The sequence below is a fragment of the Bacillus sp. NPDC057893 genome (genome assembly GCF_042796455.1).
Lineage (GTDB): Bacteria > Bacillota > Bacilli > Bacillales > Bacillaceae_G > Bacillus_A.
Genome location: NZ_JBHVNG010000001.1, coordinates 824,536 through 847,918, shown reverse-complemented (window position 1 = coordinate 847,918; position 23,383 = coordinate 824,536). Strand labels below are relative to the sequence as shown.

Annotated in this window: 27 protein-coding genes; 8 read left to right on the top strand and 19 right to left on the bottom strand. The window is 33.7% G+C overall.

Annotated features, from left to right (window positions below; all coding sequences use genetic code 11):
* Positions 1-10 precede the first annotated feature (10 nt).
* Positions 11-565 (top strand): peptide deformylase, encoded by a 555-nt coding sequence (def, locus tag ACFVQC_RS04725; RefSeq protein ID WP_002145995.1) that lies wholly within the window; start codon positions 11-13, stop codon positions 563-565.
* A 62-nt stretch (positions 566-627) separates the two neighbouring features.
* Here def and ACFVQC_RS04720 read toward each other — a convergent pair whose 3' ends face one another.
* A complete protein-coding gene (locus tag ACFVQC_RS04720; RefSeq protein ID WP_377897531.1) occupies positions 628-1,401 on the bottom strand; it encodes a Cof-type HAD-IIB family hydrolase in 774 nt (257 codons plus the stop codon).
* A gap of 539 nt (positions 1,402-1,940) precedes the next feature.
* Between ACFVQC_RS04720 and ACFVQC_RS04715 the strand changes: the two genes are divergently transcribed.
* Both ACFVQC_RS04715 and rnjA read left to right on the top strand, forming a co-directional pair.
* The gene (locus ACFVQC_RS04715; protein WP_000576437.1) at positions 1,941-2,153 is read left to right on the top strand and encodes a DNA-dependent RNA polymerase subunit epsilon; all 213 of its coding nucleotides are present in this window, start codon (positions 1,941-1,943) and stop codon (positions 2,151-2,153) included.
* A gap of 4 nt (positions 2,154-2,157) precedes the next feature.
* A complete protein-coding gene (gene rnjA, locus ACFVQC_RS04710; RefSeq protein WP_002014844.1) occupies positions 2,158-3,825 on the top strand; it encodes a ribonuclease J1 in 1,668 nt (555 codons plus the stop codon).
* 38 nt (positions 3,826-3,863) lie between these two features.
* Here rnjA and ACFVQC_RS04705 read toward each other — a convergent pair whose 3' ends face one another.
* The 10 genes from ACFVQC_RS04705 to ACFVQC_RS04660 all read right to left on the bottom strand — a co-directional run bounded on the left by ACFVQC_RS04705 (position 3,864) and on the right by ACFVQC_RS04660 (position 10,888).
* Positions 3,864-4,529 (bottom strand): potassium channel family protein, encoded by a 666-nt coding sequence (locus tag ACFVQC_RS04705; RefSeq protein WP_000504032.1) that lies wholly within the window; start codon positions 4,527-4,529, stop codon positions 3,864-3,866.
* Between the two features lie 83 nt (positions 4,530-4,612).
* The gene (locus ACFVQC_RS04700) at positions 4,613-5,479 is read right to left on the bottom strand and encodes a cytochrome C oxidase assembly protein (RefSeq protein ID WP_377892828.1); all 867 of its coding nucleotides are present in this window, start codon (positions 5,477-5,479) and stop codon (positions 4,613-4,615) included.
* A gap of 272 nt (positions 5,480-5,751) precedes the next feature.
* Positions 5,752-6,882 (bottom strand): N-acetyldiaminopimelate deacetylase, encoded by a 1,131-nt coding sequence (locus ACFVQC_RS04695; protein WP_377897529.1) that lies wholly within the window; start codon positions 6,880-6,882, stop codon positions 5,752-5,754.
* A 61-nt stretch (positions 6,883-6,943) separates the two neighbouring features.
* On the bottom strand, positions 6,944-7,666 hold the full coding sequence (gene dapD, locus ACFVQC_RS04690; protein WP_002014841.1) for a 2,3,4,5-tetrahydropyridine-2,6-dicarboxylate N-acetyltransferase: 723 nt from the start codon (positions 7,664-7,666) through the stop codon (positions 6,944-6,946).
* Positions 7,667-7,737: 71 nt separating this feature from the next.
* The gene (locus ACFVQC_RS04685; protein WP_377892824.1) at positions 7,738-8,622 is read right to left on the bottom strand and encodes a transcriptional regulator CcpC; all 885 of its coding nucleotides are present in this window, start codon (positions 8,620-8,622) and stop codon (positions 7,738-7,740) included.
* 177 nt (positions 8,623-8,799) lie between these two features.
* Entirely contained in the window at positions 8,800-9,243 is a 444-nt protein-coding gene (gene cbpB / locus ACFVQC_RS04680; protein WP_002145988.1) for a cyclic-di-AMP-binding protein CbpB, read from the bottom strand.
* Between the two features lie 162 nt (positions 9,244-9,405).
* A complete protein-coding gene (gene abbA / locus ACFVQC_RS04675; RefSeq protein ID WP_002145987.1) occupies positions 9,406-9,597 on the bottom strand; it encodes an antirepressor AbbA in 192 nt (63 codons plus the stop codon).
* A 127-nt stretch (positions 9,598-9,724) separates the two neighbouring features.
* Complete coding sequence (locus ACFVQC_RS04670; RefSeq protein ID WP_002111508.1) at positions 9,725-10,243, bottom strand: ribonuclease H-like YkuK family protein; 519 nt, start codon at positions 10,241-10,243, stop codon at positions 9,725-9,727.
* 74 nt (positions 10,244-10,317) lie between these two features.
* Complete coding sequence (locus tag ACFVQC_RS04665) at positions 10,318-10,467, bottom strand: hypothetical protein (protein ID WP_002033828.1); 150 nt, start codon at positions 10,465-10,467, stop codon at positions 10,318-10,320.
* 184 nt (positions 10,468-10,651) lie between these two features.
* A complete protein-coding gene (locus ACFVQC_RS04660; RefSeq protein ID WP_002111509.1) occupies positions 10,652-10,888 on the bottom strand; it encodes a YkuJ family protein in 237 nt (78 codons plus the stop codon).
* A gap of 232 nt (positions 10,889-11,120) precedes the next feature.
* Here ACFVQC_RS04660 and ACFVQC_RS04655 point away from each other — a divergent pair, with 232 nt between their 5' ends.
* Positions 11,121-11,357 (top strand): glutaredoxin family protein, encoded by a 237-nt coding sequence (locus ACFVQC_RS04655; RefSeq protein ID WP_002111510.1) that lies wholly within the window; start codon positions 11,121-11,123, stop codon positions 11,355-11,357.
* Positions 11,358-11,382: 25 nt separating this feature from the next.
* Here the strand turns inward: ACFVQC_RS04655 and ACFVQC_RS04650 are convergent, their stop codons facing one another.
* The 3 genes from ACFVQC_RS04650 to fadH form a co-directional block, all read right to left on the bottom strand.
* Positions 11,383-11,871 (bottom strand): DUF3993 domain-containing protein, encoded by a 489-nt coding sequence (locus ACFVQC_RS04650; RefSeq protein ID WP_002111512.1) that lies wholly within the window; start codon positions 11,869-11,871, stop codon positions 11,383-11,385.
* 183 nt (positions 11,872-12,054) lie between these two features.
* Complete coding sequence (locus ACFVQC_RS04645; RefSeq protein WP_002111513.1) at positions 12,055-13,272, bottom strand: EAL domain-containing protein; 1,218 nt, start codon at positions 13,270-13,272, stop codon at positions 12,055-12,057.
* Positions 13,273-13,526: 254 nt separating this feature from the next.
* Positions 13,527-14,291 (bottom strand): 2,4-dienoyl-CoA reductase, encoded by a 765-nt coding sequence (fadH, locus tag ACFVQC_RS04640; protein ID WP_377892819.1) that lies wholly within the window; start codon positions 14,289-14,291, stop codon positions 13,527-13,529.
* A 194-nt stretch (positions 14,292-14,485) separates the two neighbouring features.
* Here fadH and ACFVQC_RS04635 point away from each other — a divergent pair, with 194 nt between their 5' ends.
* Entirely contained in the window at positions 14,486-15,343 is an 858-nt protein-coding gene (locus tag ACFVQC_RS04635) for a metallophosphoesterase (RefSeq protein ID WP_377897527.1), read from the top strand.
* Between the two features lie 97 nt (positions 15,344-15,440).
* Positions 15,441-15,677 carry a hypothetical protein gene (locus ACFVQC_RS04630; RefSeq protein WP_002145984.1) on the top strand — a complete coding sequence of 79 codons (237 nt, stop codon included), beginning with the start codon at positions 15,441-15,443 and terminating at the stop codon, positions 15,675-15,677.
* Positions 15,678-15,843: 166 nt separating this feature from the next.
* Here ACFVQC_RS04630 and ACFVQC_RS04625 read toward each other — a convergent pair whose 3' ends face one another.
* Positions 15,844-17,952, bottom strand: a complete 2,109-nt coding sequence (locus ACFVQC_RS04625) for a polyphosphate kinase (RefSeq protein ID WP_377897525.1) — start codon at positions 17,950-17,952, stop codon at positions 15,844-15,846.
* A 108-nt stretch (positions 17,953-18,060) separates the two neighbouring features.
* Positions 18,061-19,635: a Ppx/GppA phosphatase family protein gene (locus ACFVQC_RS04620; RefSeq protein WP_377897524.1), complete on the bottom strand. Its 1,575-nt coding sequence runs from the start codon at positions 19,633-19,635 to the stop codon at positions 18,061-18,063.
* 141 nt (positions 19,636-19,776) lie between these two features.
* Here ACFVQC_RS04620 and ACFVQC_RS04615 point away from each other — a divergent pair, with 141 nt between their 5' ends.
* Positions 19,777-20,235 (top strand): YkyB family protein, encoded by a 459-nt coding sequence (locus ACFVQC_RS04615; protein ID WP_002066920.1) that lies wholly within the window; start codon positions 19,777-19,779, stop codon positions 20,233-20,235.
* A gap of 31 nt (positions 20,236-20,266) precedes the next feature.
* Here the strand turns inward: ACFVQC_RS04615 and ACFVQC_RS04610 are convergent, their stop codons facing one another.
* Complete coding sequence (locus ACFVQC_RS04610; RefSeq protein ID WP_002145981.1) at positions 20,267-20,929, bottom strand: YkyA family protein; 663 nt, start codon at positions 20,927-20,929, stop codon at positions 20,267-20,269.
* Between the two features lie 553 nt (positions 20,930-21,482).
* Positions 21,483-22,136 carry a diguanylate cyclase domain-containing protein gene (locus ACFVQC_RS04605; RefSeq protein ID WP_377897522.1) on the bottom strand — a complete coding sequence of 218 codons (654 nt, stop codon included), beginning with the start codon at positions 22,134-22,136 and terminating at the stop codon, positions 21,483-21,485.
* Positions 22,137-22,300: 164 nt separating this feature from the next.
* On the opposite strand from ACFVQC_RS04605, the gene ACFVQC_RS04600 reads away from it, so the two are divergent.
* Positions 22,301-22,534: an SPP1 phage holin family protein gene (locus ACFVQC_RS04600; RefSeq protein ID WP_002111524.1), complete on the top strand. Its 234-nt coding sequence runs from the start codon at positions 22,301-22,303 to the stop codon at positions 22,532-22,534.
* Positions 22,535-22,565: 31 nt separating this feature from the next.
* On the opposite strand, the gene ACFVQC_RS04595 is transcribed toward ACFVQC_RS04600, so the two are convergent.
* Positions 22,566-23,066 (bottom strand): hypothetical protein, encoded by a 501-nt coding sequence (locus ACFVQC_RS04595; RefSeq protein WP_377897520.1) that lies wholly within the window; start codon positions 23,064-23,066, stop codon positions 22,566-22,568.
* Positions 23,067-23,383 lie beyond the last annotated feature (317 nt).

Sequence of the window (23,383 nt, the reverse complement as noted above, 5' to 3'; positions counted from 1 at the left end):
GAGATTACATATGCTTACAATGAATGAAGTAATTCGTGAAGGAAATCCTATTTTGCGCGACGTCGCAGAAGAGGTCTCCTTACCTGCTAGTGAGGAAGATACAAATACGCTTAAAGAAATGATTGAATTTGTAATAAATAGCCAGGACCCTGAAATGGCTGAAAAATATAATTTACGCCCCGGAATCGGATTAGCGGCTCCGCAAATCGGTATTTCAAAGAAAATGATTGCGGTTCATGTAACTGATACGAACGATACGTTATATAGCTACGCATTATTTAACCCAAAAATCATTAGTCATTCTGTTGAACGTACATATTTACAAAATGGTGAAGGCTGTCTATCTGTAGACCATGAAGTACCTGGTTATGTCCCTCGTTACACAAGAATTACAGTAAAGGCAACAACGATTAACGGTGAAGACGTAAAACTGCGATTAAAAGGTTTACCAGCAATTGTATTCCAACATGAAATCGACCATTTAAACGGTGTTATGTTCTATGACCATATTAATAAAGACAATCCATTTGTGGCTCCCGATGATTCAAAACCTCTCGAGCGATAATAGTAAAAAGGCGGAAGTTAACCTTCCGCCTTTTTATTATATGAAATGGGTTCCACACTTACTTATAACAAGCCAGCCCACTTTAATCCGTGATAAATACCGTCTTCATTAACATCTTTTGTCACATGATTAGCAAGTTTTTTCAAATCCTCATGACCATTCCCCATCACAATGCCCGTTCCTACTGCTTCAATCATTTCTAAATCATTTAATCCGTCCCCAAATGCATATACTTGTTCACGATTAAATCCTATTTTCTCAATAAACTTCTCAATCCCTTTTGCCTTAGAACCCCCATTAGGAATAATATCCATCGAATATGCATGCCAGCGTATAAAATGAAAATCTGGATAATGATGAATAAACTTTTCTTCTTCGTTTACTTCACAAAAAAGAAGCGTTTGATAAATATCGCGTTTCTCATAAAAATCAGGTTCATATGCCGGATGCTCGAATTGTAAGGTTCCAAAACCTTCTTTTACATAATCATGATATTCCACTGACGCTCTCATTTCTTGATGGTCAAGATATACAAGTGGATATCCTTCTTGTTTTGCAAACTGAGTAAACTTATGTAGAGCATCAGGATGTAATGGATTATTAAATAATACCTCATCCTCAAATACAACATACTGTCCGTTAAAACTAACATAATTATGTATATTGAGTTCCTCACGAATATCTTCAAACATAAATGGCGCACGCCCTGTCGCAATCGCTACATGCACACCTTTTTCTTGTAAATCTCTTACTGCATCTCTTGTAGATTGCGGAATTTTTTTATCATGATCTAATAATGTTCCATCAATATCAAAAAAGACAATTTTATCATTCATTTGTCAAAATCCTTTCTGGCACTCTATATTCCTATTTTGATTATCACTTTTCAAATTTCAAAAAAAAGTATAACATATTAAACATCTGTGAAGAAAGCGTTCACTTTCTGACCTTATTTATGAAATGCGCATATAATATTAGTAAAAAAATGTGGATACTTGTTCGGATGAATTTTCTTTTCTATTCTTCCTCATACTATATCTATAACTAACGGCTACTAATCGTTACTACAGGATAACTTACACTATACTAAAAAGAACAAGATTCACTATTCACTTCTTATCTTCTTTCTTGTACGGGAGACGGAGTTATCATTAGTAATATGCATGTTTAAAATAAGGAAAGGAAGGAGTAATCATGCTGAAGAAAAAGCTCAAGCGTTATTTAAACGATTTAGTCCGTAAGAAGACAATCGCTTAAATTGTGCCCATTTCGGGCTTTTTCTTCATTCTCATTCGAAAAAACATGAAAATCGTGACTGTTTGCTTTATAATAAGTAACAGATAATGCAAAACATAGACAAGGAGAGGTTTTCCCAATGATTTTTAAAGTATTTTATCAAGAAAAATTAACTGAGGTCCCAGTACGTGAAAATACAAAAGTTTTATATTTAGAGGCTACGTCTCAAAAGGATGTTCGTAAAAAATTACAAAAGTTCGCATATAATATCGAGTTCGTTCAGTCTGTTACTGGTGCTCATCTTGAATATGAAAAACAAAACGCTGATTTAATATTAGCGGAGATCGTATAGTCATATGAAATTCCTAAAAAATGATCAAGCTGCCGTTTTTGCCCTCGGTGGTCTTGGTGAAATCGGTAAAAATACATATGCTGTTCAATTTCAAGATGAAATTATTATAATTGACGCTGGAATTAAATTTCCAGAAGACGAACTCCTCGGGATCGATTATGTAATACCAGATTACACTTATTTTGTGCGAAACGAAGATAAAATTAAAGGGTTATTCATTACACATGGTCACGAAGATCATATCGGTGGAATTCCTTACCTATTACGTCAAGTAAACATTCCAATTTACGGTGGAAAATTAGCAATTGCCCTAATAAAAAACAAATTAGAAGAGCACGGATTACTTCGTAAAGCAAAACTTTATGAAATTCAAGAAGATGATGTTATTAAATTTAAAAAGACATCTGTTTCCTTCTTCCGTACAACTCACAGTATTCCGGATTCATACGGAGTTGTTGTGAAAACACCTCAAGGACAAGTCGTTCATACAGGTGATTTTAAATTTGATTTCACACCAGTAGGCGAGCCAGCAGATTTAACAAAAATGGCCGAAATCGGAAAAGACGGTGTACTTTGTCTCTTATCTGATAGTACAAACAGTGAAGTGCCAAACTTTACGATGTCTGAGCGCCGCGTTGGTGATAGTATTCAAGATATATTCCGCAAAGTAGACGGTCGTATTATCTTCGCAACCTTTGCATCGAATATCCATCGCTTACAACAAGTTGTTGAGGCTGCTGTTGAAAACAATCGTAAAGTAGCTGTATTCGGTCGAAGTATGGAAGCAGCTATTGAAATCGGACAAAACCTTGGTTATATCCGGTGTCCAAAGGATACATTCATAGACACATCTCAGCTAAACCGCCTACCAGCTAATAAAGTTGTTATGTTATGTACAGGTAGTCAAGGGGAGCCGATGGCAGCACTTTCACGTATTGCCAATGGTACACATCGTCAAATTCAAATTATCCCTGGCGATACAGTTGTTTTCTCTTCTTCACCAATCCCAGGCAATACAATTAGTGTAAGTCGTACAATTAACATGTTGTACCGCGCTGGCGCTGATGTAATCCATGGTAAACTCTCAAATATTCATACGAGTGGACACGGTGGACAAGAAGAACAAAAGTTAATGCTACGTCTTATTAAGCCAAAATATTTCATGCCAATTCATGGTGAATATCGTATGCAACGCATGCATATGAAATTAGCGAATGATTGTGGTATTCCAGAAGAAAATTGTTTCATTATGGATAACGGGGATGTTCTCGCTTTACGTTCTGATGAAGCAAGCGTAGCTGGGAAAATCCCATCTGGCTCTGTCTATATCGATGGAAATGGTATTGGAGATATCGGTAATATCGTATTACGTGATCGTCGCATTCTTTCTGAAGAAGGACTCGTTATTGTAGTTGTAAGCATTGATATGAAAGAATTTAAAGTTGCAGCAGGACCTGATATCATCTCGCGTGGTTTCGTTTATATGCGTGAAAGCAGCGATTTAATCAACGATGCTCAAACATTAATTACAACACATTTAGAAAAAGTAATGGAGCGAAAAACAACACAATGGTCTGAAATTAAAAATGAGATTACAGACACATTAGCACCATTCCTATACGAAAAAACAAAACGTCGTCCAATGATTTTACCAATCATTATGGAAATATAAGAAAAAGGACAATGCCGAGGAGGCATTGTCCTTTTCTCTTATCTTAAAAAATGCTTAAAACGATCTACTTCATCGTCATGACCAATTACAATTAATATATCTCCCGCCTGAATGTTTTCTGTAGCTCGAGGAGATACGATAACTTCTTTCCCACGCTTAATTGCTACAATGTTCAAACCAAACTTCGCACGAATATCTAATTCAATTAAAGAGTGCCCATCAATTTTTTTATTTGCGATAATCTCTACAATACTATGCTCATCTGAAAGCTCTAGGTAATCTAACACATTACTTGATGCGATATTATTAGCAATCCTTTTTCCCATATCTCGTTCTGGATGCACAATATGATCTGCCCCTATTTTACTTAGCACTTTTTCATGATAGTCATTTTGAGCTTTTACAGTAATATTTTTCACACCTAATTCTTTCAAAATTAACGTTGTTAAAATACTTGAATTCAAATTATCTCCAATAGCAACGACTACATGATCAAAATTACGAATACCAAGACTTTTTAATACCATCTCATCTGTTGAATCTGCAATTACAGCATGCGAAGCTATATTTGCAAACTCATTAATTTTATCCTCATCTGAGTCAATTGCCATTACTTCCATACCTAATTGAGCTAATTCACGGCAAATACTTCCACCAAAACGGCCAAGCCCAATAACAGCAAATTCTTTCTCTTTTTCGCCCACAGGAATTCCTCCAATAACATCAAGTACTATGTACTTTTATTGTAACATACTTTAAATTCGCTACAAAAAACTGTATATACTTCTCATTTTTGTTTTTGCATATAAAAATACTGTTGTAAATAAAACGCGATACCGAAAATTAACATACCAAATACAAATATATTTCCAAATGAACTAAATGTTTCAAAAACGAACAATAGCGTTTCTTGTCCGAAAAAAGCAAATAAAAGTTGTGTAAATGCGAATAACAGTGCCAATATGTAATGATGTTGATGGAATAAATAATGTGTTGCGCCTAAAAAAGCTACAAGCGAAACAATGAAGATCCACCAAGTTTCTAAAAACAATTGCCAATTAGTGAATTGATATCCATTTACTAATATCGCAATAATTCCTATAACTGCCATCGTCGGCACACTCCATAATAATGCACGCCCTCTAAAGAAGCGCGCACCTTTTGCATCTCCTTTTTCATTTGCGATGTATGTTAGCACGACAGTACTTATATACAAAACAGAGAGGATTGTTAAAACAATGATAAGCCAAAAATGTAATTGATAATATTCATGTTCTATATTCGTCACAATTGCAGCTAACATACATGGAATAAACATCCCTGTCCAACCATCTATTTTTCTTTCGTTCCAAAACACCGTATTACCAATTCGAATTCCTAATAGCATAAAAATAGTGATACCTAATACAAATAACGTAGTCTTATTCCCTACTAAACTCGTTGAGAAAGCAATTAATCCAATAAATAAAAAAAGAACAAATCCATTCATAATTTCTAGTACAGGTGACAAATATCTTTTCACCCATTTGTATGTTTCTTCATATTCACTATTATTTGCTAAACGATAGGCGTAAAAACTTATCCCAAAATAAACCGCCGCAATAATAACATATGCATATAAGACGAAACATAAAATCGCACTGCTAATTTGCACGTAATTCCCCACCCTTTTTTCTATGTATCACATTGATTTTACACACTTTTCATACTAAAAGTAAACCTGTATAAGGTAGTTAAATAATTATCTTACCTATTAGTACTAATTAATAATGAGCAGTGGCTAAAAACCCCTGCTCATTATTAAGACGTCAAATTTAACTCTACTCATTTGTATGAAGATGTCTAACACTAACAAATACAAAAGATGTTTTCGTCTCGGAACTAAAAAATCCCCACTCTAAACTGTTGCACAATTAGCGAGTAAGTTCACTTTCTATTTCCCTTCCACTTCACATATTGATTTAAAAATACAATCGCTTTCTCAATAACCTCTTCGTCTGGTTTTAATTTCGCATGATGTAAACCATATTCTGAATTTACTCCAAGCCAAAACATAAATCCAGGTATCTCTCGAAGCATATAGCCGAAGTCTTCACCTGTCATTGCCTCCGTACATGTAATTACGTCCATATTCGTTTGTTCACGTGTAAATTGCATAAACTCTCTCGTTAACTCTTCATGGTTATACACTTGATGATACATCGCTCCGTAGTCAATAACAGCTTCACATTGAAAGGAAGCTTCTATTCCCGCAACAATTGCCTCAATTCGGCTTTTAACACGTTTCATTGATTCCACTGATAGCGTTCGAATTGTTCCTTCTAAACGAGACTTTTCTGCAATAATGTTTTGAACTGTACCACCTGTAATTTTCCCAATTGTAATTACCGCACTGTCAAGAGGATTCACATTACGACTAATAACTGATTGAAGTTGTGTAACTAGATGACTCGCTGCAACAATCATATCATTTGCTGTATGCGGATATGCAGCATGCCCACCTTTTCCTTTTAAATCAACGTATAACTCTGATGTATTCGCAAATAATAAACCGTCTTTTGTCGCAATTGTTCCCACAGAGTATTCAGGTGCAATATGAAGTCCAAGAATCATATTAGGCTTCCATTCTTTTAACTCATCACTTTCTAACATAGGAAGTGCACCACCTGGACCTTCTTCAGCTGGTTGGAATATAAATACAAGATCATCATCTATTCTTTCGCTTACAGCCGCTGTTAAAAGTCCTAAACCGATTGTTGCATGCAAATCATGTCCACATGCATGCATCATTCCTTCATGGACAGAAGAGAATTCATATCCAGTTTCCTCTGTAATAGGTAGACCGTCTATATCTGCACGATAACCTATTATTTTTCCAGGGTTTTTCCCATTTACTTTAACAATTACACCTGTTTTCCATGTTCTCACTTCCAAATATTCGTTAGGAAGCGTTCCTATATAATCTAAAATATACTGTTGTGTTTTCCACTCTTTAAATCCGATTTCCGGAATTTTATGTAGATCTCTACGAACTTGGACAAATTTGCTTACTGTCACTTTTGCACCTCTATCTATAAAAAGCGTAAGAGCACATTCATGCTCTTACGCTTTTTGTTTTTTATTTCTCTGGGTTTAATTGACGAAGCTCTTGTTTGATTTCAGTTTTTGCTTTTGTCTTCTCATCAATTTCTTTAATTACACGTGCCGGAGTTCCCGCAACAACTGTATATGGAGGCACATCTTCTGTTACAACAGCTCCTGCTGCTACAACTGCACCTTTACCTACTGTAACGCCTTCTAGAACCACTACATTTGCACCAATTACAACGTCATCTTCAACGATAACTGGTTTTGCAGAAGGTGGCTCAATAACACCGGCAAGTACAGCACCTGCACCTACGTGACAGTTTTTACCAACTGTTGCACGTCCACCAAGCACTGCGTTCATGTCGATCATAGTACCTTCACCAATTACAGCACCGATGTTAATTGTTGCATTCATCATGATAACAGCGTTGTCACCAATTTCTACATGGTCACGAATAATCGCGCCTGGCTCAATACGAGCTTTAATACCTTTTAAATCAAGCATTGGAATTGCAGAATTACGACGGTCGTTCTCAACTACATAGTCAACAATGTGCTTGTTATTTTCATCAAGAATTGTCTTAATCTCAGACCATTCTCCGAATAATACACCAGATTTTTTATTTACAAATGCTTGTACAGTTTCAGGGAATGTTACTTCTTTTAAATCCCCTTTTATGTATACCTTTACAGGAGTTTTCTTTTCACTGTTTTGAATAAACGAAATAATTTCGTTAGCGTCCATCATTTTCATTCTTGTTGCCTCCTAAATCCATTTATAATGTTACTCTACCAAACGATAGAGCGAGTAGCAAGACAATAATCTTATTTTTCCATTTGAATTTCTTCTATAATTTCTAAAAATGCTTGTACTTGCTTCAACTGCCTTGCCGAGTCACTCGTCAATAACCATGTTTCTCTCGTTAATTGAACAGGTGTTTTATACATATTTTCCTGCACTTCTTTTAAAACAGTCGAAGGTAAAAGAGCGTAACCTATTCCATTTAAAACAAGCTGTTTGCACGTTTCAATTTGGTCAACTACAATCGTTCGCTTAGGTGGATTTGAAAATAATCCATACCACCAATTTTGTATTTGTCCATAGTAGGTCGAATCACTTTTAAATTGAATAAATGGTCTATTTGTCTCTTTTAACATCGAAATATCTTTTATTTCTTTATCAACTAAATATAATTCATCTTCAAATAATTGTTGTTTCTGCCCTTTGTATTCTTGTGATCCTCTCAGTATAGCAACATGAACGTCTCCTTCATAAAATTGCTTTTGCACTTCACTACTCCAGCCAGTAAACAGAGCTATCTTCACAGAAGGATACTTATGCACAAATTTTTTCAAAACAGGTGGAAGCCAATATTGCCCAATGACTGATGCAACAGCTATTTTTAACGTACCGTATGTTTCCGTTCTAAAAAGAGCCAGTTCACTTTTAATATCCTCTTCCCGTTGTAACATTTCTTTTGCATAATTTGCAACTTTTTCCCCTTCAGGTGTAATTGTTAATCCTTTTTGTGAACGAATAAAAAATTTCATTCCCCAGTGTTTCTCCATAGATTGTAATCGTTGACTAAGCGCAGGTTGGGAAACAAATAAACGTTCCGCCGCTTTTCTCATATTTGATTCCTGAGCTAACACAACCATCATTTGAAAATCATCAATTTGCAACTTTCTCCCTCTTTCCTTAGCTTCCATACACCTAATTTAAATAAGTATTTCATCCTTAATTTAATTGCATACTTTTATACATTAGAACGGTTTGTTAGTTCAAACTTTTCTTATGCTGTATGTCTTTTTAAATATAATACATACACAACTGATATGCACGAAAAAAAGTGACTTCGCCTTTTCAGTGAAGTCACTTTCCCTACGTTATCGATTATGCTGTCTCACTTTTTTATTCAATAATTTTAAAATAGCCCGACGTGTTAAAATACCCTCGAAGTAACCTTCTTCATTGACAGCGCAAATAAAAGGATGATCAATTGTCATTTCTAAAGCTTTTGCAAAAGAATCTTCTAACATAAGAACTGGAATCTCTTCCTTCATCACTTGTTCCACTTTCATATTCTCAAGTCTTTCAAACTCAATGTGATCTAATCCTAAAATACCATCTAAAATCATAGCAGTACTAATTAACCCATGTAATTTATACATAGGGTCTAAAACAGGAATCGCCGAATATCCAGATTTCACAAGAACGAGTAAAGCATGTTCTAAACCATTCCCTATTTGGACATGTGCTACTTTTTCTGATGAAATCATTAAATCCTTCACAAGAATTTGTTGAAACTCATCTTTCGGAATACTAATCATGTTACATCCCCCATTTCCCTTGCTTATATTCTCCAATCCTACTTACATTTTATGATAGCGTTTTCATGTTATTATTTTGTCCTAACATTCTTCTAATAAAAATAAAGATACACAGCTATTTTAGCATACAACATAAAAAAAAGACTACCATTCCGGTAGCGCTTAATACCCTTTATTTTTTAAACGGTAAAACAATCTTGTAATTTTTTTATATTGCGTCACATCTGTCTGTTTTAAACCATTCTCAATGTCTGTAAGCTCCACCGCTAAAATTTCGCTCGCATAATTTTGCTGAAACAGAATATCCAACAATAAATTTTCTTCTTCTCTTGTTAAAACAAATTCCTTTTCCATATGCTCCTCTCCTTGCACTCACATCATCACTCTTATTATATAAGATTTTCAACTTATTCAATAGATGTAATATTCGGTTTTTGCCAGAACCACTTAACGACTGCGAATATATAGACATCATTTCACATTATTTCGTATATCTGTTCGCATAACTAAATGCCGCATAAGCATCTGGCTTAATTTTTGCTGTTAATCCCATTGCTTGAATTTTCATCGTCATATCTAAAATAAATTCTTTTGTTAAACCATCATTCCCGATATCTAAATGAATTTCCATTATGAATCCTGCTCCATCTTGAGCGTATGGGTGCAATAAATCCCATATTGTTTGTATATGATTGGGAGTAAATAAATAGGCGATTTCTTGACTAAACTGTGTTTCTAAATATATTTTCTCTCGCAACGTTGCTGGCTTATTTTTCACTGATTTATGATGCAAACATCCCCATGCTCCTTTTCCAACCCGATGAATATGTATCGCTGTAATAAACCTCGTATCCTTTTGATGCGCTTGTGAGTCTGTCCCAATAGATAATCGATATAAATTTCGTGGATCCTTTTCAATGAAACTACAAATACGGTTAAATACCATATCAAAATTCAAATGTCTCTCTGAAACATTATAAAATGTATGCTCACCGTCCACATAGTCACGTCCTTTCAATTAGACAGACTTTTCGTATTCTCATTGTATGGGACAAAAATAAAAATTATAACTTACTACCCTTTATTCGTTTCAATATTTCGAATTACATAATTACAAAACCTACATGTATAAATTACATTTTGATTAGACTGGGCGGTTAATACATGATTAATTTCAGCATGACTGTGACAATTAGGACAAATAACAATCGGTAAGCGTTCCATCCTTTGCACCTCCTATTAATATTTACTATCATTGTAGGAAAAATAAAAAATTCCTATACATATACATTTGTAAAAACCTTTTATTTAATCGCGACTTAAATTGCAACTTCTACTACCTGTATAGCCCATTAATTAATATAACTAAAAAAGGTACCGCCATTTGGCAGTACCTTTTTTATATGTATCAATTAATGATATCATAAATCTCAATTGCAACCATATCGATGTTATCGAATTGATACACTTGAGGTTTTTCACCTTGTTGATACACTTCTAATTCATACATTTCACTTTTATCGAAAAATTTCACGCTACATTTGCGCTCACCGTTCACTTCAAAATAGCGTTGTGCTACTTCACCGCTTTCAGCTTGTTCTTGTAGACTAACAAGTCGAGTTAAAATTCCTTGGAGTAGAGACATGAAATCTCTCCTTTCTCTGATCTTCCTACCAATAGGTTTTACAGCTATACTCATTCTATCCGTCATAACAGAAAAAACGTTCCACAATCTAGGATAAAGGTTCTTGGCCAGAAACTCAACTAAAATTTGTCGAAATACGAAGTAAAAAGATGAAAGAGCATCTTTTTACTTCTTTATTGCGCTTTTTATACTGGCAGAATATAATAAAAAACAGAAAAAGGGAGGAATTACAATGAAAAAAATTGAGGTTTATACACAACCTGATTGTCCGCCTTGTACCATTGTGAAAGAATTTTTAAAACATAATAACGTTGTGTATGAAGAATTTGACGTAAAAAAAGACGCTGCTGCACGCAATCGTCTTTTATATGACTATGAGTCCTATTCAACTCCAACAGTTGTAATTGACGGAGAAGTTGTCGCAGGTTTTCAAATTGAAAAATTACAACAGCTACTCGGTATAGAATAGGAATAGGGGACACCTATCCCTATTCTCATAATTGTTGTAACCTTTTTATTTCAGTCAACAGTTCCTGACTTTCATGATACCCTGCTAGTTTCCATTTTCCATTATCCTTTTGCAATGTCACAATTTGATATTGTCCACTCTTTGCCCGCTCGTAGACATATAAATTTTTATGTTCTTCATCATAAGACATTTTTGTTTCTGAATTAAAGGAAAACGGAGCTTCTTTTGCTGGAAGTAAATATTCACCACTTTGTTTTTCATTTCTACTGTTTTCATCTGTAAAAACTTGAAGGAAATTATTTGTAAAATATGGTGATAACGTCTCTATCATCTTATTCATAGATATTTGCTTCCCGCGAATTGAAAATTGGGTCTCATAACCTTTTTGTATCGTTGTAAACACTTCTTTCCGATCCACTTTCACTTCTTCTTTTCCTAAAACAGTTGTGACACTATAGCCAACTAGAAAGGCAACACATATAAATAGAACAAACCATATTCCATATTTCTTCATTTTTTCACCTTCCTTTTAAAAGAGCTTGTCTTTGTAGTATTCATTGTAACAATGATTATGCAAAGAAAGGGATGATTTCGTTCGTAAAATCTTTACAACGATAGACAGCATTTTCATCATCATTTTCACTATTACCAATTTATGATAAAAACAAACAAAAAAATGCACGAATCTCTTCGCGCATTAAAATAAAACATCTTCCTCATATAAATATTCATACGATAAATCTATAAATAAAAAGTTTTCATCATCAATCGGGAATGAAAATGTTCGTACCATTTCACCAGTTTCGATATCAGCATATAAATCTGAAAGTCTTGCCTTATTCTCAAAACGCATTTTCATTATATTTTCTAGAAAATACGGGCGCCAACTCCAGTTCTTCATATAATACTCTGGCATAATGATCCATTCACCATCTTTTTTCATAATATTACCAGATTGTTGAAAACCATCTTCATTACAAATAAATATCCGAAAACTATATTGTGATATGCTTTGGCTAAATTGTAATAACCAATCATTTATATCTTCATTCTTTTTTTGTTTTGACAGAACATCACCAATTCGATCACGTAACATCTCTGTTAAATTATAAATTTTTTGCAACTTCTTCTTCTCATGCAGAATAAATTGATGACATTCATTACCAAGTCGCTCTTTTAAAACATTCGTTTCAATAAAATCAGGTAAACATTCTTTCAAATAATTACCTTGATAATATCTACCACCGTTTTTCCAAGCATATTGTAGTTGATAAAAAGCATCAATTTCTTCATATAACAATGTCGCACCAATTCTTCTAGCAAGTAAAGATAAGGAATATAAAATATCTTGATAAGATTGTAAAAGTGCAGTTTGCCTTAAATTTGTTAAATCTACTTTTAAAATATCCGGTGCTAACACGCTAATACGCTCTAAATTACTTGTACCCGTTCCGACTTTATTAATCGAAATTTGAATACCATATGTACGATAATACATCAGTAAATGATTAAATTGTTCTATATCTTCTTTACATTCATGTTCTGTTATTTCTAGAACAATGCGTTGTAAGTTCAAACCTTGTTCTTCATACATCAGCAAAAGTTGAAGTAAACTTTCATCTTCATCATTCATTAATACATTAGCATTCCGATGTATAAATAATAATAATTTTTGATCCGTTTCTAAATACCTATTTAACGCTTTTTCTACAATGATGTTATCCGCTTCAAGTTGGAACTCACTCGGAATAGAATCATCATGGAAGAAAGATGCTAAACTTTGTATGCCCTCTTCTGTTTGAATACGTCCTACAACTTCATATCCAATTACTGTATGCTCATCAGCACTAAAAATAGCTTGATAATAAGGAAGGACTTTATCCAAGTTACTCATTACATCTAATGCATCTATCAACGTGCTTCCCTCCCTTTACTTTTCAAAAATTATAACACGATATTTACGGAAAAATAATAAAAAATCCCTTCAGTTTTCCTGAAGGGATTAGAGGGGTAAAATGCTAAGGGGAATTAGCAATTCTACTATGAAGAAAAAAGAGGTCTTAAATATAACGTATATATTCCCCTTTGTAAACACATTTCTCTCACATGTCACAACTTCGTCACATTTCACCGAAGAAAAAATAATAAATCATTCATTTTCCAGCCCTTTTAAAATGGATATTGGTGCAAATGCTGGCCACCATCCATTGTCATACAAGTTCCATTTATGTATGCAGCTTCATCTGAACATAAATAATAAGCTAGACCCGCAATTTCTTCTGGTGTCCCCAGCCTACCAAGTGGGACACTTTGTATTGTACGCTTAGCCATTTCTTCTGAAATCCATAATTTATCGGCACCACCTGTACGTTCAATTGGTCCTGGTGCGATAGCGTTAACTCGTATCCCATATTTACGTCCCCACTCAACAGCAAGAGTTTTTGTCATTGCTAATACACCAGCTTTAGCTGCTGCCGAATGGATAACCCCTGGACCTGCATCCCATGCATATGTTGCCACCATGTTAATAATATTTCCTTTTATACCTTTCTCAATCCAATATTTACCGACAGCCTGACTGCAATAAAATGTACCATTTAATACAATATTAATTACCGAATTCCAGCCATTCACAGATAAGTCCTCTGCTGGACAAATAAAGTTTCCGGCTGCATTATTTATTAAAATATCAATTCGTCCAAACTTCTCATCAATATGTTCAATCATTTTTTGAATATCATCAGTATTTCGTACATCCATTTGTACAGATAATACTTGCCCTGGAAACTGTTCAATTTCTAACTTTGCTTCTTCTAGCTTTTCTTTTGTACGCCCTGTAATAACAACTCGTGCCCCTTCTTTCGCAAAACGTGTCGCCATCCCTTTTCCCATTCCACTTGATCCACCTGTTATAATAACTACCTTCGCTTTCACATACATCCCCTCCAAAAAATGAATACACATTCATTTTATCACTTTATTTGATAGAAATCTTTATATTTTTCAATTTTTCTGATATTTTAACGTAAAGGGGTTTCTTTTCGTTCATTTTTTCGTAATCTATACTACTTTTTTAGTGTCTAAAATATATTTCCAAAAAACTGAAGGGAGATTCGAGTAACCTGTATATGAAGAAAATTACAAGAAGAAATTTTTTAAAATCTGGAATACGCACTTGTCTATATTCATTTATAACCGCTAGTATCGGCTATTATTATGCTAAATATATAGAGCCCTATTTGCTTTCTTTTACGCAACACACACTTAAATCACAGCTCATACCAAAAGGTTTTCATGGTATGAAAATCCTTCAATTTAGCGATTTACATCTAGGATACTATTTCTCTCTCCAACATTTATCTCAAATCGTTTCCAAGATTAATGCTGAAAAGCCAGATATTGTCCTTTTTACTGGTGATCTCATTGATAATTACCAAACATATACCGAGGCTCCTTTTGTTGCATCCATTTTAAAGAATATACAGGCACCCTTCGGTAAATTTTCTATTTATGGTAACCACGACCATGGTGGATATGGAACTGAATACTATGACCACATCATGCGCGAATCTGGATTTGAACTTTTGCACAATAGCGAAAAGCGAATTCGTTTACTGGATAATAGTGAAATTTCTATTTTCGGACTCGATGATATGCTACTAGGTAAACCAAAAATAGCGGAAACTTTACAACATGCAAAACAAAATATTTATACAATTGTTCTCGTTCACGAACCAGATATCGCGCCACAAATCGCAACATATCCAATCAATCTTCAACTTTCTGGTCATAGCCATGGCGGACAAGTACAAATCCCTTTTTTAGGTGCTATTATTACCCCGTCGCTTGCAAAAGAATATATTGAAGGTTTCTATAACATTCAAGCTTTGACTCTTTATGTCAATCGAGGTATTGGAAGAACACGTGTCCCATTCCGCTTTATGTCAAAACCTGAAATTACACTCTTCATCCTACAACATTCGTAACAATTCGCCTATTTTCTTACATATCCTTTCTTGTACGCGCTCATCCACGCTTGGTCCACCATATGATAAAAATGAGTCCAGTAAAGGAGGTTTGTTCATGTATCCATATTATCAACCAATCCCAGTTCGTTCAGCATCTATTGGCCCAGCAGGCGACTCACGCTTCTTTCCATTTTTCGGTGTTCCATTTCTAGCTGGAATTGCTGGAGGGTTACTCGGTGGAGCATTAGCTTTCGGCCCTAGACCGTTTTATCCGCCATATCCACCGCCTTTCCCACCACCAGCACCCTTTCCTTGTTACGGAGGGCCTTGTCAACAACCATACTATTATTAATTTAAAACAACGATTCTTCTGATGTTTTTCTATCAACGAACCGATTTATCACACGCCTATAATAAAAAACTATTCTCTCTACTCATTCTTCCATTTATGGAAGAATGAGTAGAGAGAAAAATAAAAACCTCTTAATTTCGATTAAGAGGTTTTTACTTTTTCTCTATTATTCAGCATCTGTATTTTGGTACGCCATCTTAAATAAATTCACTTGGCTATCAATTTCTTCTATACTACTATTAATTATATAATAATAGTCACCATCTTTATTTTGTTCACGTGTTTTCACATTATCAGCTAAAATCAGCTGTAAAATTGCCTTTATTCTCGCTTTCATTTCAATATCTAAAATCGGGAAGGATATTTCTACTCGTTTTTCCATATTTCGCGTCATCAAATCAGCTGAAGATAAATATATTTTTTCATCTCCATTATGATGGAAATAATAAATACGGCTATGTTCTAAATATCTTCCCACAACACTAACTACACGAATATTTTCACTTACATTTGGAATACCAGGTCTTAAACAACATGTCCCTCTAACGATGAGCTCTATCCTTACCCCAGCTTGCGATGCTTCATACATTTTTTTTATTAACGGTTTATCTGTTAACGAATTCATCTTAGCGATAATATATCCATTTCCATATTGTCTATGGTAACGAATTTCCTCATCTATTAACTCCATAAACTGCTCTCTTATATCAAACGGGGCAACAGATAAATGATGAAAATGCGGTTTTTTTGTATAACCACTCAAATAATTAAAGAAATTTGTTGCATCTACACCAAAGTCTTTTCGCGATGTAATATATCCAAAATCGGTATACAACTTCGCTGTTGCATCATTATAATTTCCGGTTCCAAGATGTACAAACCTTTCAATTTTTCCGTTTCTTCTTCTTACAACTAACGTAATTTTACTATGCGTTTTCAAGTGACTTACTCCGTAAATAACGTGACATCCGGCCTGTTCCAATTCTTTAGCCCAATTAACATTATTCTCTTCATCAAACCTCGCCTTTAGCTCAACCAATACCGTCACTTGTTTTCCTTTTTCAGCTGCTACCTTCAACGCCTGAATTATTGGAGAATCTCCACTTACACGATATAATGTTTGTTTGATTGCAAGTACATTCGAGTCATCTGCCGCATCACGGACAAAATCAACGACTGGCTGAAACGACTCAAAGGGATGGTGTAATAAAATATCATGTTCTATCGCTTTTTCAAATACATCTTCCTCATCACCTAAATCTTGAGGAGGTTGAGGAATAAGAGCCGGATATACTAGATGTTCATATAAAGGCGCTAATTTTTTATATAAGGAGAATAAACATGTTAAATCTAACGGTCCATCCATCATGTACACATCTTCATCTTTTACTTCCAACACCTCATACAATAACGCTAACACTCTTTCATCAATGTGTTCTTTACCAACTTCTAAACGAACGGCAGCTCCCCACTTACGCTTTTTCAATTCTTTTTCAATTACTTTTAATAAATCGCGTGCACCCTCTTCATGGATTGTTAAATCCGCATTACGTGTAATACGGAAACGAGTAACAGGTGATACGTTATATCCTGTGAATAATTTATGAGTAAAACCACTAATTACATCTTCTAATAAAATAAATTTATGTTTTTGCCCTTCACTCGGTAAAAATATGAAACGCTCCAGTAAAGAAGGCACTTGGACAATTCCTAACTTCGTGCGATTTTCTTCCTCTGCCTGCTTCTCATCGTATAAAATAGTAGCTAAATTCAAGCTTTTATTTAATAACATGGGAAATGGACGATACGCATCAATAGCTACAGGAGTTAACACTGGAAAGATTTGTTCATCAAAATACTCTTCGATAAATTCCCTCTGCTCTTTCGTCAAATCATGGAATGTTAGACGCTCAATCCCCTCTAGTTCAAGCGCTGGCAATACGTAACCTTTAAACGTATCATACTGTACAGTCATTAAGTCATGAGCTTTTATCGCAATCTTATTTAACTGTTTCTTCGGTGTTAAACCTGCTTTATTTTCTGTCTGATTAAATCCAGCACTTACTTGATCTTTCAAACCTGCTACGCGCACCATAAAAAATTCATCTAAATTTGAACTGAAAATACTAATAAACTTTAATCTTTCTAAAAGTGGATTATTTTCATCTTGCGCTTCTTGTAGTACACGTTCATTAAAAGCTAACCAGCTCAACTCGCGGTTATTATAATACGCTGTATCATTTAAATTTACTAAATTCCCCTTTAGCAATTCCATTCTCTTCACACTTCCCTTTGAAACTTTTTCACTATAATTTAGTTACTTTTATTTTATCAAATTATAATATTCCAAAGTGTTAATTTTTCGTAAAGACATCCGTACAACTTAACATACTGATTCGAATAACAAGTTAATATTCGTTTTCAATACTCTTTCTAGCTGCTTTTTTTGTTTTTCAGCTTGCACTTTTTCCGCTAATGCCGATTGCTCGCATACAATTCTAAATGTTAATCCTTCTTTACTTTCTGTTATAGATATCGTTTCAACAAGCGCTCTTTGTCTCACATTTAAAGCGGCTGAAAATTGCAAAACAGCTCCTAATAACCGGATTTTTTTTTGTTCACTTTTATCAAACCATCCTTCAAATGGGGCTAAATGTTGTTTAAATAACATTTTTGATTTGTATGAAGCAATAAGTGCTAATCTAACTCGATCTTTATGCATCATGCCATCAATTGTTTTATTCGCTAGTAAATAAAACGTATGTAAGCGGCTCGCTTCTTCATCAATGTACTTCCCTATATTAAATACTTTCGCCGCTTGATGGAATATTTCCCAGTCTTTTTCCGACATAGAAATAAGTCCTACTCCTTCAAGTTGTTTACAAATCAATGTTCCTTGTTTAATAAGTTGAATTACAAATTCCATATCCATTTCGTACTCATATGATAATAAATATAAACTTTCTTCTACTACGTTCGGATAGTACGAAATCCCCAAGTCTTTCGTTAATTCTTCATAAAAAACACCTTCTCTTAATCCTTTTTTACTCAATATAAATGCCGGTGCCTCTATAACGTTAACAAGCATATGAAAGACTTCGACTGCTGGAATAATTGTATCTGCTCGATCTTTTGCTAACCCCTCCATCTTTTGAAGCTCTATGAACGACAATTCTTTTAATTCCTCTTTTACATGTTTAAGATCTTCTTCTTTCATTTTGTATAAATGTAATCCAGCTATAGGATAACAAATTAAATTTTGATGGATTTTCACCATATTCCTTGCACTCCCCCCAATTGCGATAAGGGGTAATTCTTTATCGATTAACCATGGTAGCGTTCGAAATTGATACCATAAATAGTTTTTTATTTCCTCTAACTCTTCTGTAGTAGGAATATCACCTTGAATAAATTGTTGCTTTAAAGAAAGTGCTCCAAAAGGAAAGCTATGATATTCTAAAATTTCTCTATTTCGAAAGTATGTAACTTCTGTACTCCCCCCACCAATATCAACTGTAATTCCTTCTGAAAATGAAGTGGAATTCATAACTGCTAAATAACCGTAACGTGCTTCTTCATATTCTGATAAAACTCTAAGAGTAAAATCTGTTTGCCCTTCAACAAGTTTTTTAATTTCATCTTGATTCTCAGCCTGTCTAATTGTTGCCGTTGCAACGCAAAGTACATGATGTAACTTATGGAATCGTGTACTTTCTTGAAATTGAAATAATGTTTGTAATAATACTTCTATTCCTTCTTCACTTAATACACCATTTACTAAATAATTTCTTAACCTAGCGACCACTTTCATATTTTCAATCTCTTTATAAAAACCCCCGCTTTGTTTTTCATAAATAACTAAGCGCATTGTATTAGAACCAATGTCTATAATGGCATATTGTAGTTTTAATATTTCTTTCAAACTTCTCACTCTTTCATTATCAAATTTCTGAAACATATTCTATCACTATTATACAAAATAGTTGTTTTTTGTAACAATATTGCTTTAATATTGAAAATATATACAATTACTTTTTGCATATAATAAAAACCCATTTTATTTATGCTATAATAAGGAAAACTTGAAAGGAGATTAAATATGAAACCTTCACAACCCCAATCTCAATTACATAATCAACATTCTATTAATAGACTAGCTCAATCTATTTTCGTTGTGAATCGTCATGCTAAAGCTGCAACTAATCCTAAGTACTTATATTGGTTAAAAAAGACTGCTTTAGAACGCTTAATTACTGAAAAAAAGGCTATCAAAGAAGGATTACATTTTTCTAGAAACCCACGTTTTAGTCAACAACAATCCGATGTTCTTATACGTTTAGGCGATTATTTTTTCCATATCCCTCCTACGAAAGATGATTTTCGCACCCTACCGCATCTTGGTCACCTTGAATCCTCCTATCGAAATCCGAAAACAACCTTATCTTTAACAATAGCAAAAAAAACACTTCAAGATTATATTGGTCCTGAAGCATTAAAACAAGAAAAAAAATTAAGCGAAGCAGTTCCATGGTATAGCCGTACCTATACAAAAAAATAAAACAGTTTGGCCCATATTAGGCCAAACTGTTTTATTTTTTATCTTCCTTAATTTTAATATTCGCTTGTTTATAGAATGCAACTTTTTCTGTATTATATGATTTCGTATATTCATTAAACTTATCTTTTTCTGTCTCAATATCTTTATATGCTTGGTTTACTAACTTTACTTTCTCGCTAATATCTTTTAATTTTGTACCTTTATCTTGTAGCATTGCATATAATTCTTTTTCTTGCTTTAAAGATTTATTATAGCTATCGTACATCTTTTGGAATGAATCATGTCGTTTCTCATAAGTACTCTTTACTTTATCCGCCTGGTCTTTTAATTTATTATCTTCAATTTTCTTCACATGCTTATCAGCTGACTTCACTTCTTCTTGCGCTTTATTTAAAGCCTCTTTTTCTTTAATAAGAACTTTTTCTCGTTCAGCTGTATTTTTCACTGCTTGATCAAGCTTATCCTTAACAGCCTGATTATTATCTTTTCCTTCTTGGACAATTTGATTATATAATACTTGCCCCTCTTTCTCTAATGACTCTAATTTTTTCGCATCTTCAAACATTGTTTTTTCTTGCTTGGCAGCATTTTCAAATGCAACATATAGCTCCTCTTCTGGTTTTGGGCCGAAACAACCAGCTAGTAAAGTCATTGATAATGCAGTTACAATTGCTAATTTATTATATTTCAACATCTTTTCCTCCTATTAATAAACGACCATCGCGCCAAAAATTCCATGAAAAACATGTAACTTCTTTATCTATTTCACGCTCGCATCTTTTTTACGAAGATCATCAATAATTATTTATACTGCTTGTACAATTTTCGCACTTGAAATTATGTAATATCTTAAAACATAAAGGCATTTACCTTAATCTTACCTACTGCAAGAAACACTATAATGTTTCACCTGATAAAAGATGATCGTTGACCTCTCACGTCTATCATTCCCTTTCTCACTTTCTATCAAATAACCTCTTTGTCCATTTTACATAGTGCAAAGGTGACCTCGCAACTCTTACAAAGATTCTTTTAATTTCTTAAAAAGGAAAAGTGTAGAGCATGCTTTCCTCTACACTTTTAAAATGAAACGCATTGTGCAAAATGCATTGACACATCCACAGACAATTATATGCTGATTTCATATATTTTTAAAGACTTTTGTTACAAAAAAAAGTTTTCTTGTAACAAAAGACAAAAAAATGTTACAAAAAATTCTTTATATCATACTTCTTCAAATCAAAGTTTCATTCATGACTTTGCAAGTTTCTATAATTATACAATTGATTTTGTGCCTTTCTAAACAAATCTTCAACAGTTTTCCCTTCTATCGGATAACTTGCAGCCCCAAATAATAGTGTGACACTTAATAAATCATTCGCTATTTCATTTTGAATATTTTTGATTAATCGATTTGTTATTGTTGACTTTTCATAGCCATTATCAACAGCTACGATAACATATTTATTTTCATCCCACCTCGTAACTGCATCGCCTTTTCGAACTGTCTTTACAATTGTACGTTCTACTCTTTGGACTAGCTCATCTAACTTTTTTTCTTGCACTGTGTCTTTTAATACATCCCATTCTTTTACGGAAAGAATATACACTGTAATATTACGAGAATCTCTTTCTGATAAAGCAGCTACTTTCTCAAAAAAATCAACGACAAAATCGTTATTTGTCATTCCTCCTACTTCAATATTTACACGCGCATTCGCTCTTTTATCGTACCAATGTCCAAAATAATAGCTTAGTATCATTTGCAATATATAAATAATAAAGACGGTAAAAAATGATCGCGAATCTAGCTTAGCAATTACATCCTGAAGTGCAATCCATTCTGTAACCGCAACTGTGTTCCCAAGTAGTAATCCACTTATTTTCCCTTTATATTTCATACTTCCCCTCCCTTCTATACCAATATATGCTTCTATAACAATAATGTTTTTCTACAAAATAAAAAATGTACATATTCCATGTACATTTCTACTTAAGCTCGTATACCTTTTCTATTTTATTTCATATATATACTATATATCGTTTTTAGAAAGGAGTGACCTATATGCTTCAAAAAGAAAATCTATCAGATATTATGCGCTTACTAGCTGGCTTTTTATTATCATTAAAATTACTATTTAACTCTTTCGGAATAAACTTCATTACAAACGATCAAATTGACGCTCTAGTAAATGTTATTTCATTTCTATTCATTCTATATTTTGGATACAAAAATAACTATGTTGGAAAAAAAGGAGTGGAACAAAAGAAATTACTCAAGAAGCACAATCTTCATTAAAAAAGGAACCTTTCGCACAGGTTCCTTCTTATCATTTTCTGACAACCACTTCATTTGTTTGTAGCGGTCCATATGATACTCCTTTATATTGAAATGTATATGTAGCCTGAAATAATGAATTGGGAGGAGCTTTATCTTTATTTGCTTTTATTTGACAAATTAATTCTACCCTTTCACTCGGCGATAGATTATCGATTCGCCACCTTACAAGCTGAAATAAAAACTCACTTATTCCCTTATCTGCTTTTAAAGAGTTTGGGATATACGCGAAATAATCACGAATCATATGACTTACAACTACTCGCGAAATCATTTCAACGCCTTTGTTTTCAACTTCAAGTCGAATAATTAGTATGTCATTAACATCATAGATCATCTCATATGAAAATTTTTCTTTATACATACTACGGATTTGCAATGTGACTGCTACATTAGATGCTTCCGTGTCCTTTTTAGAACCATCAATCCACAAAACCGGCTGTAACGGTATAGAATACCTTTCTTGATCCGAAATTCGTTTCCATATTTTCATAATATATTCACCTCATTCCAGATGTATCATCTATACAACTTTATTCTGCCTCTCGATGCAATAAACTACACTAAGAAAAAATATTCAGCTTGTTACAAAACATTTTAAATTTTTCTTTTCCTTTTATCCTATTCGACAATATAAAGAAAAAACCATTTTTAATAGGTTGACACAGGTTATTCTTTATTAAATATTTTTTTACAATTTCCTTCCTTAACTACATAAAAAAATAAATTCTTACTCTCTCTTTTCGTCAATATAATAAAATACTTTGGCTTAAGAAAACATTTACCTTTTAGTCAAATTTGACTATAATA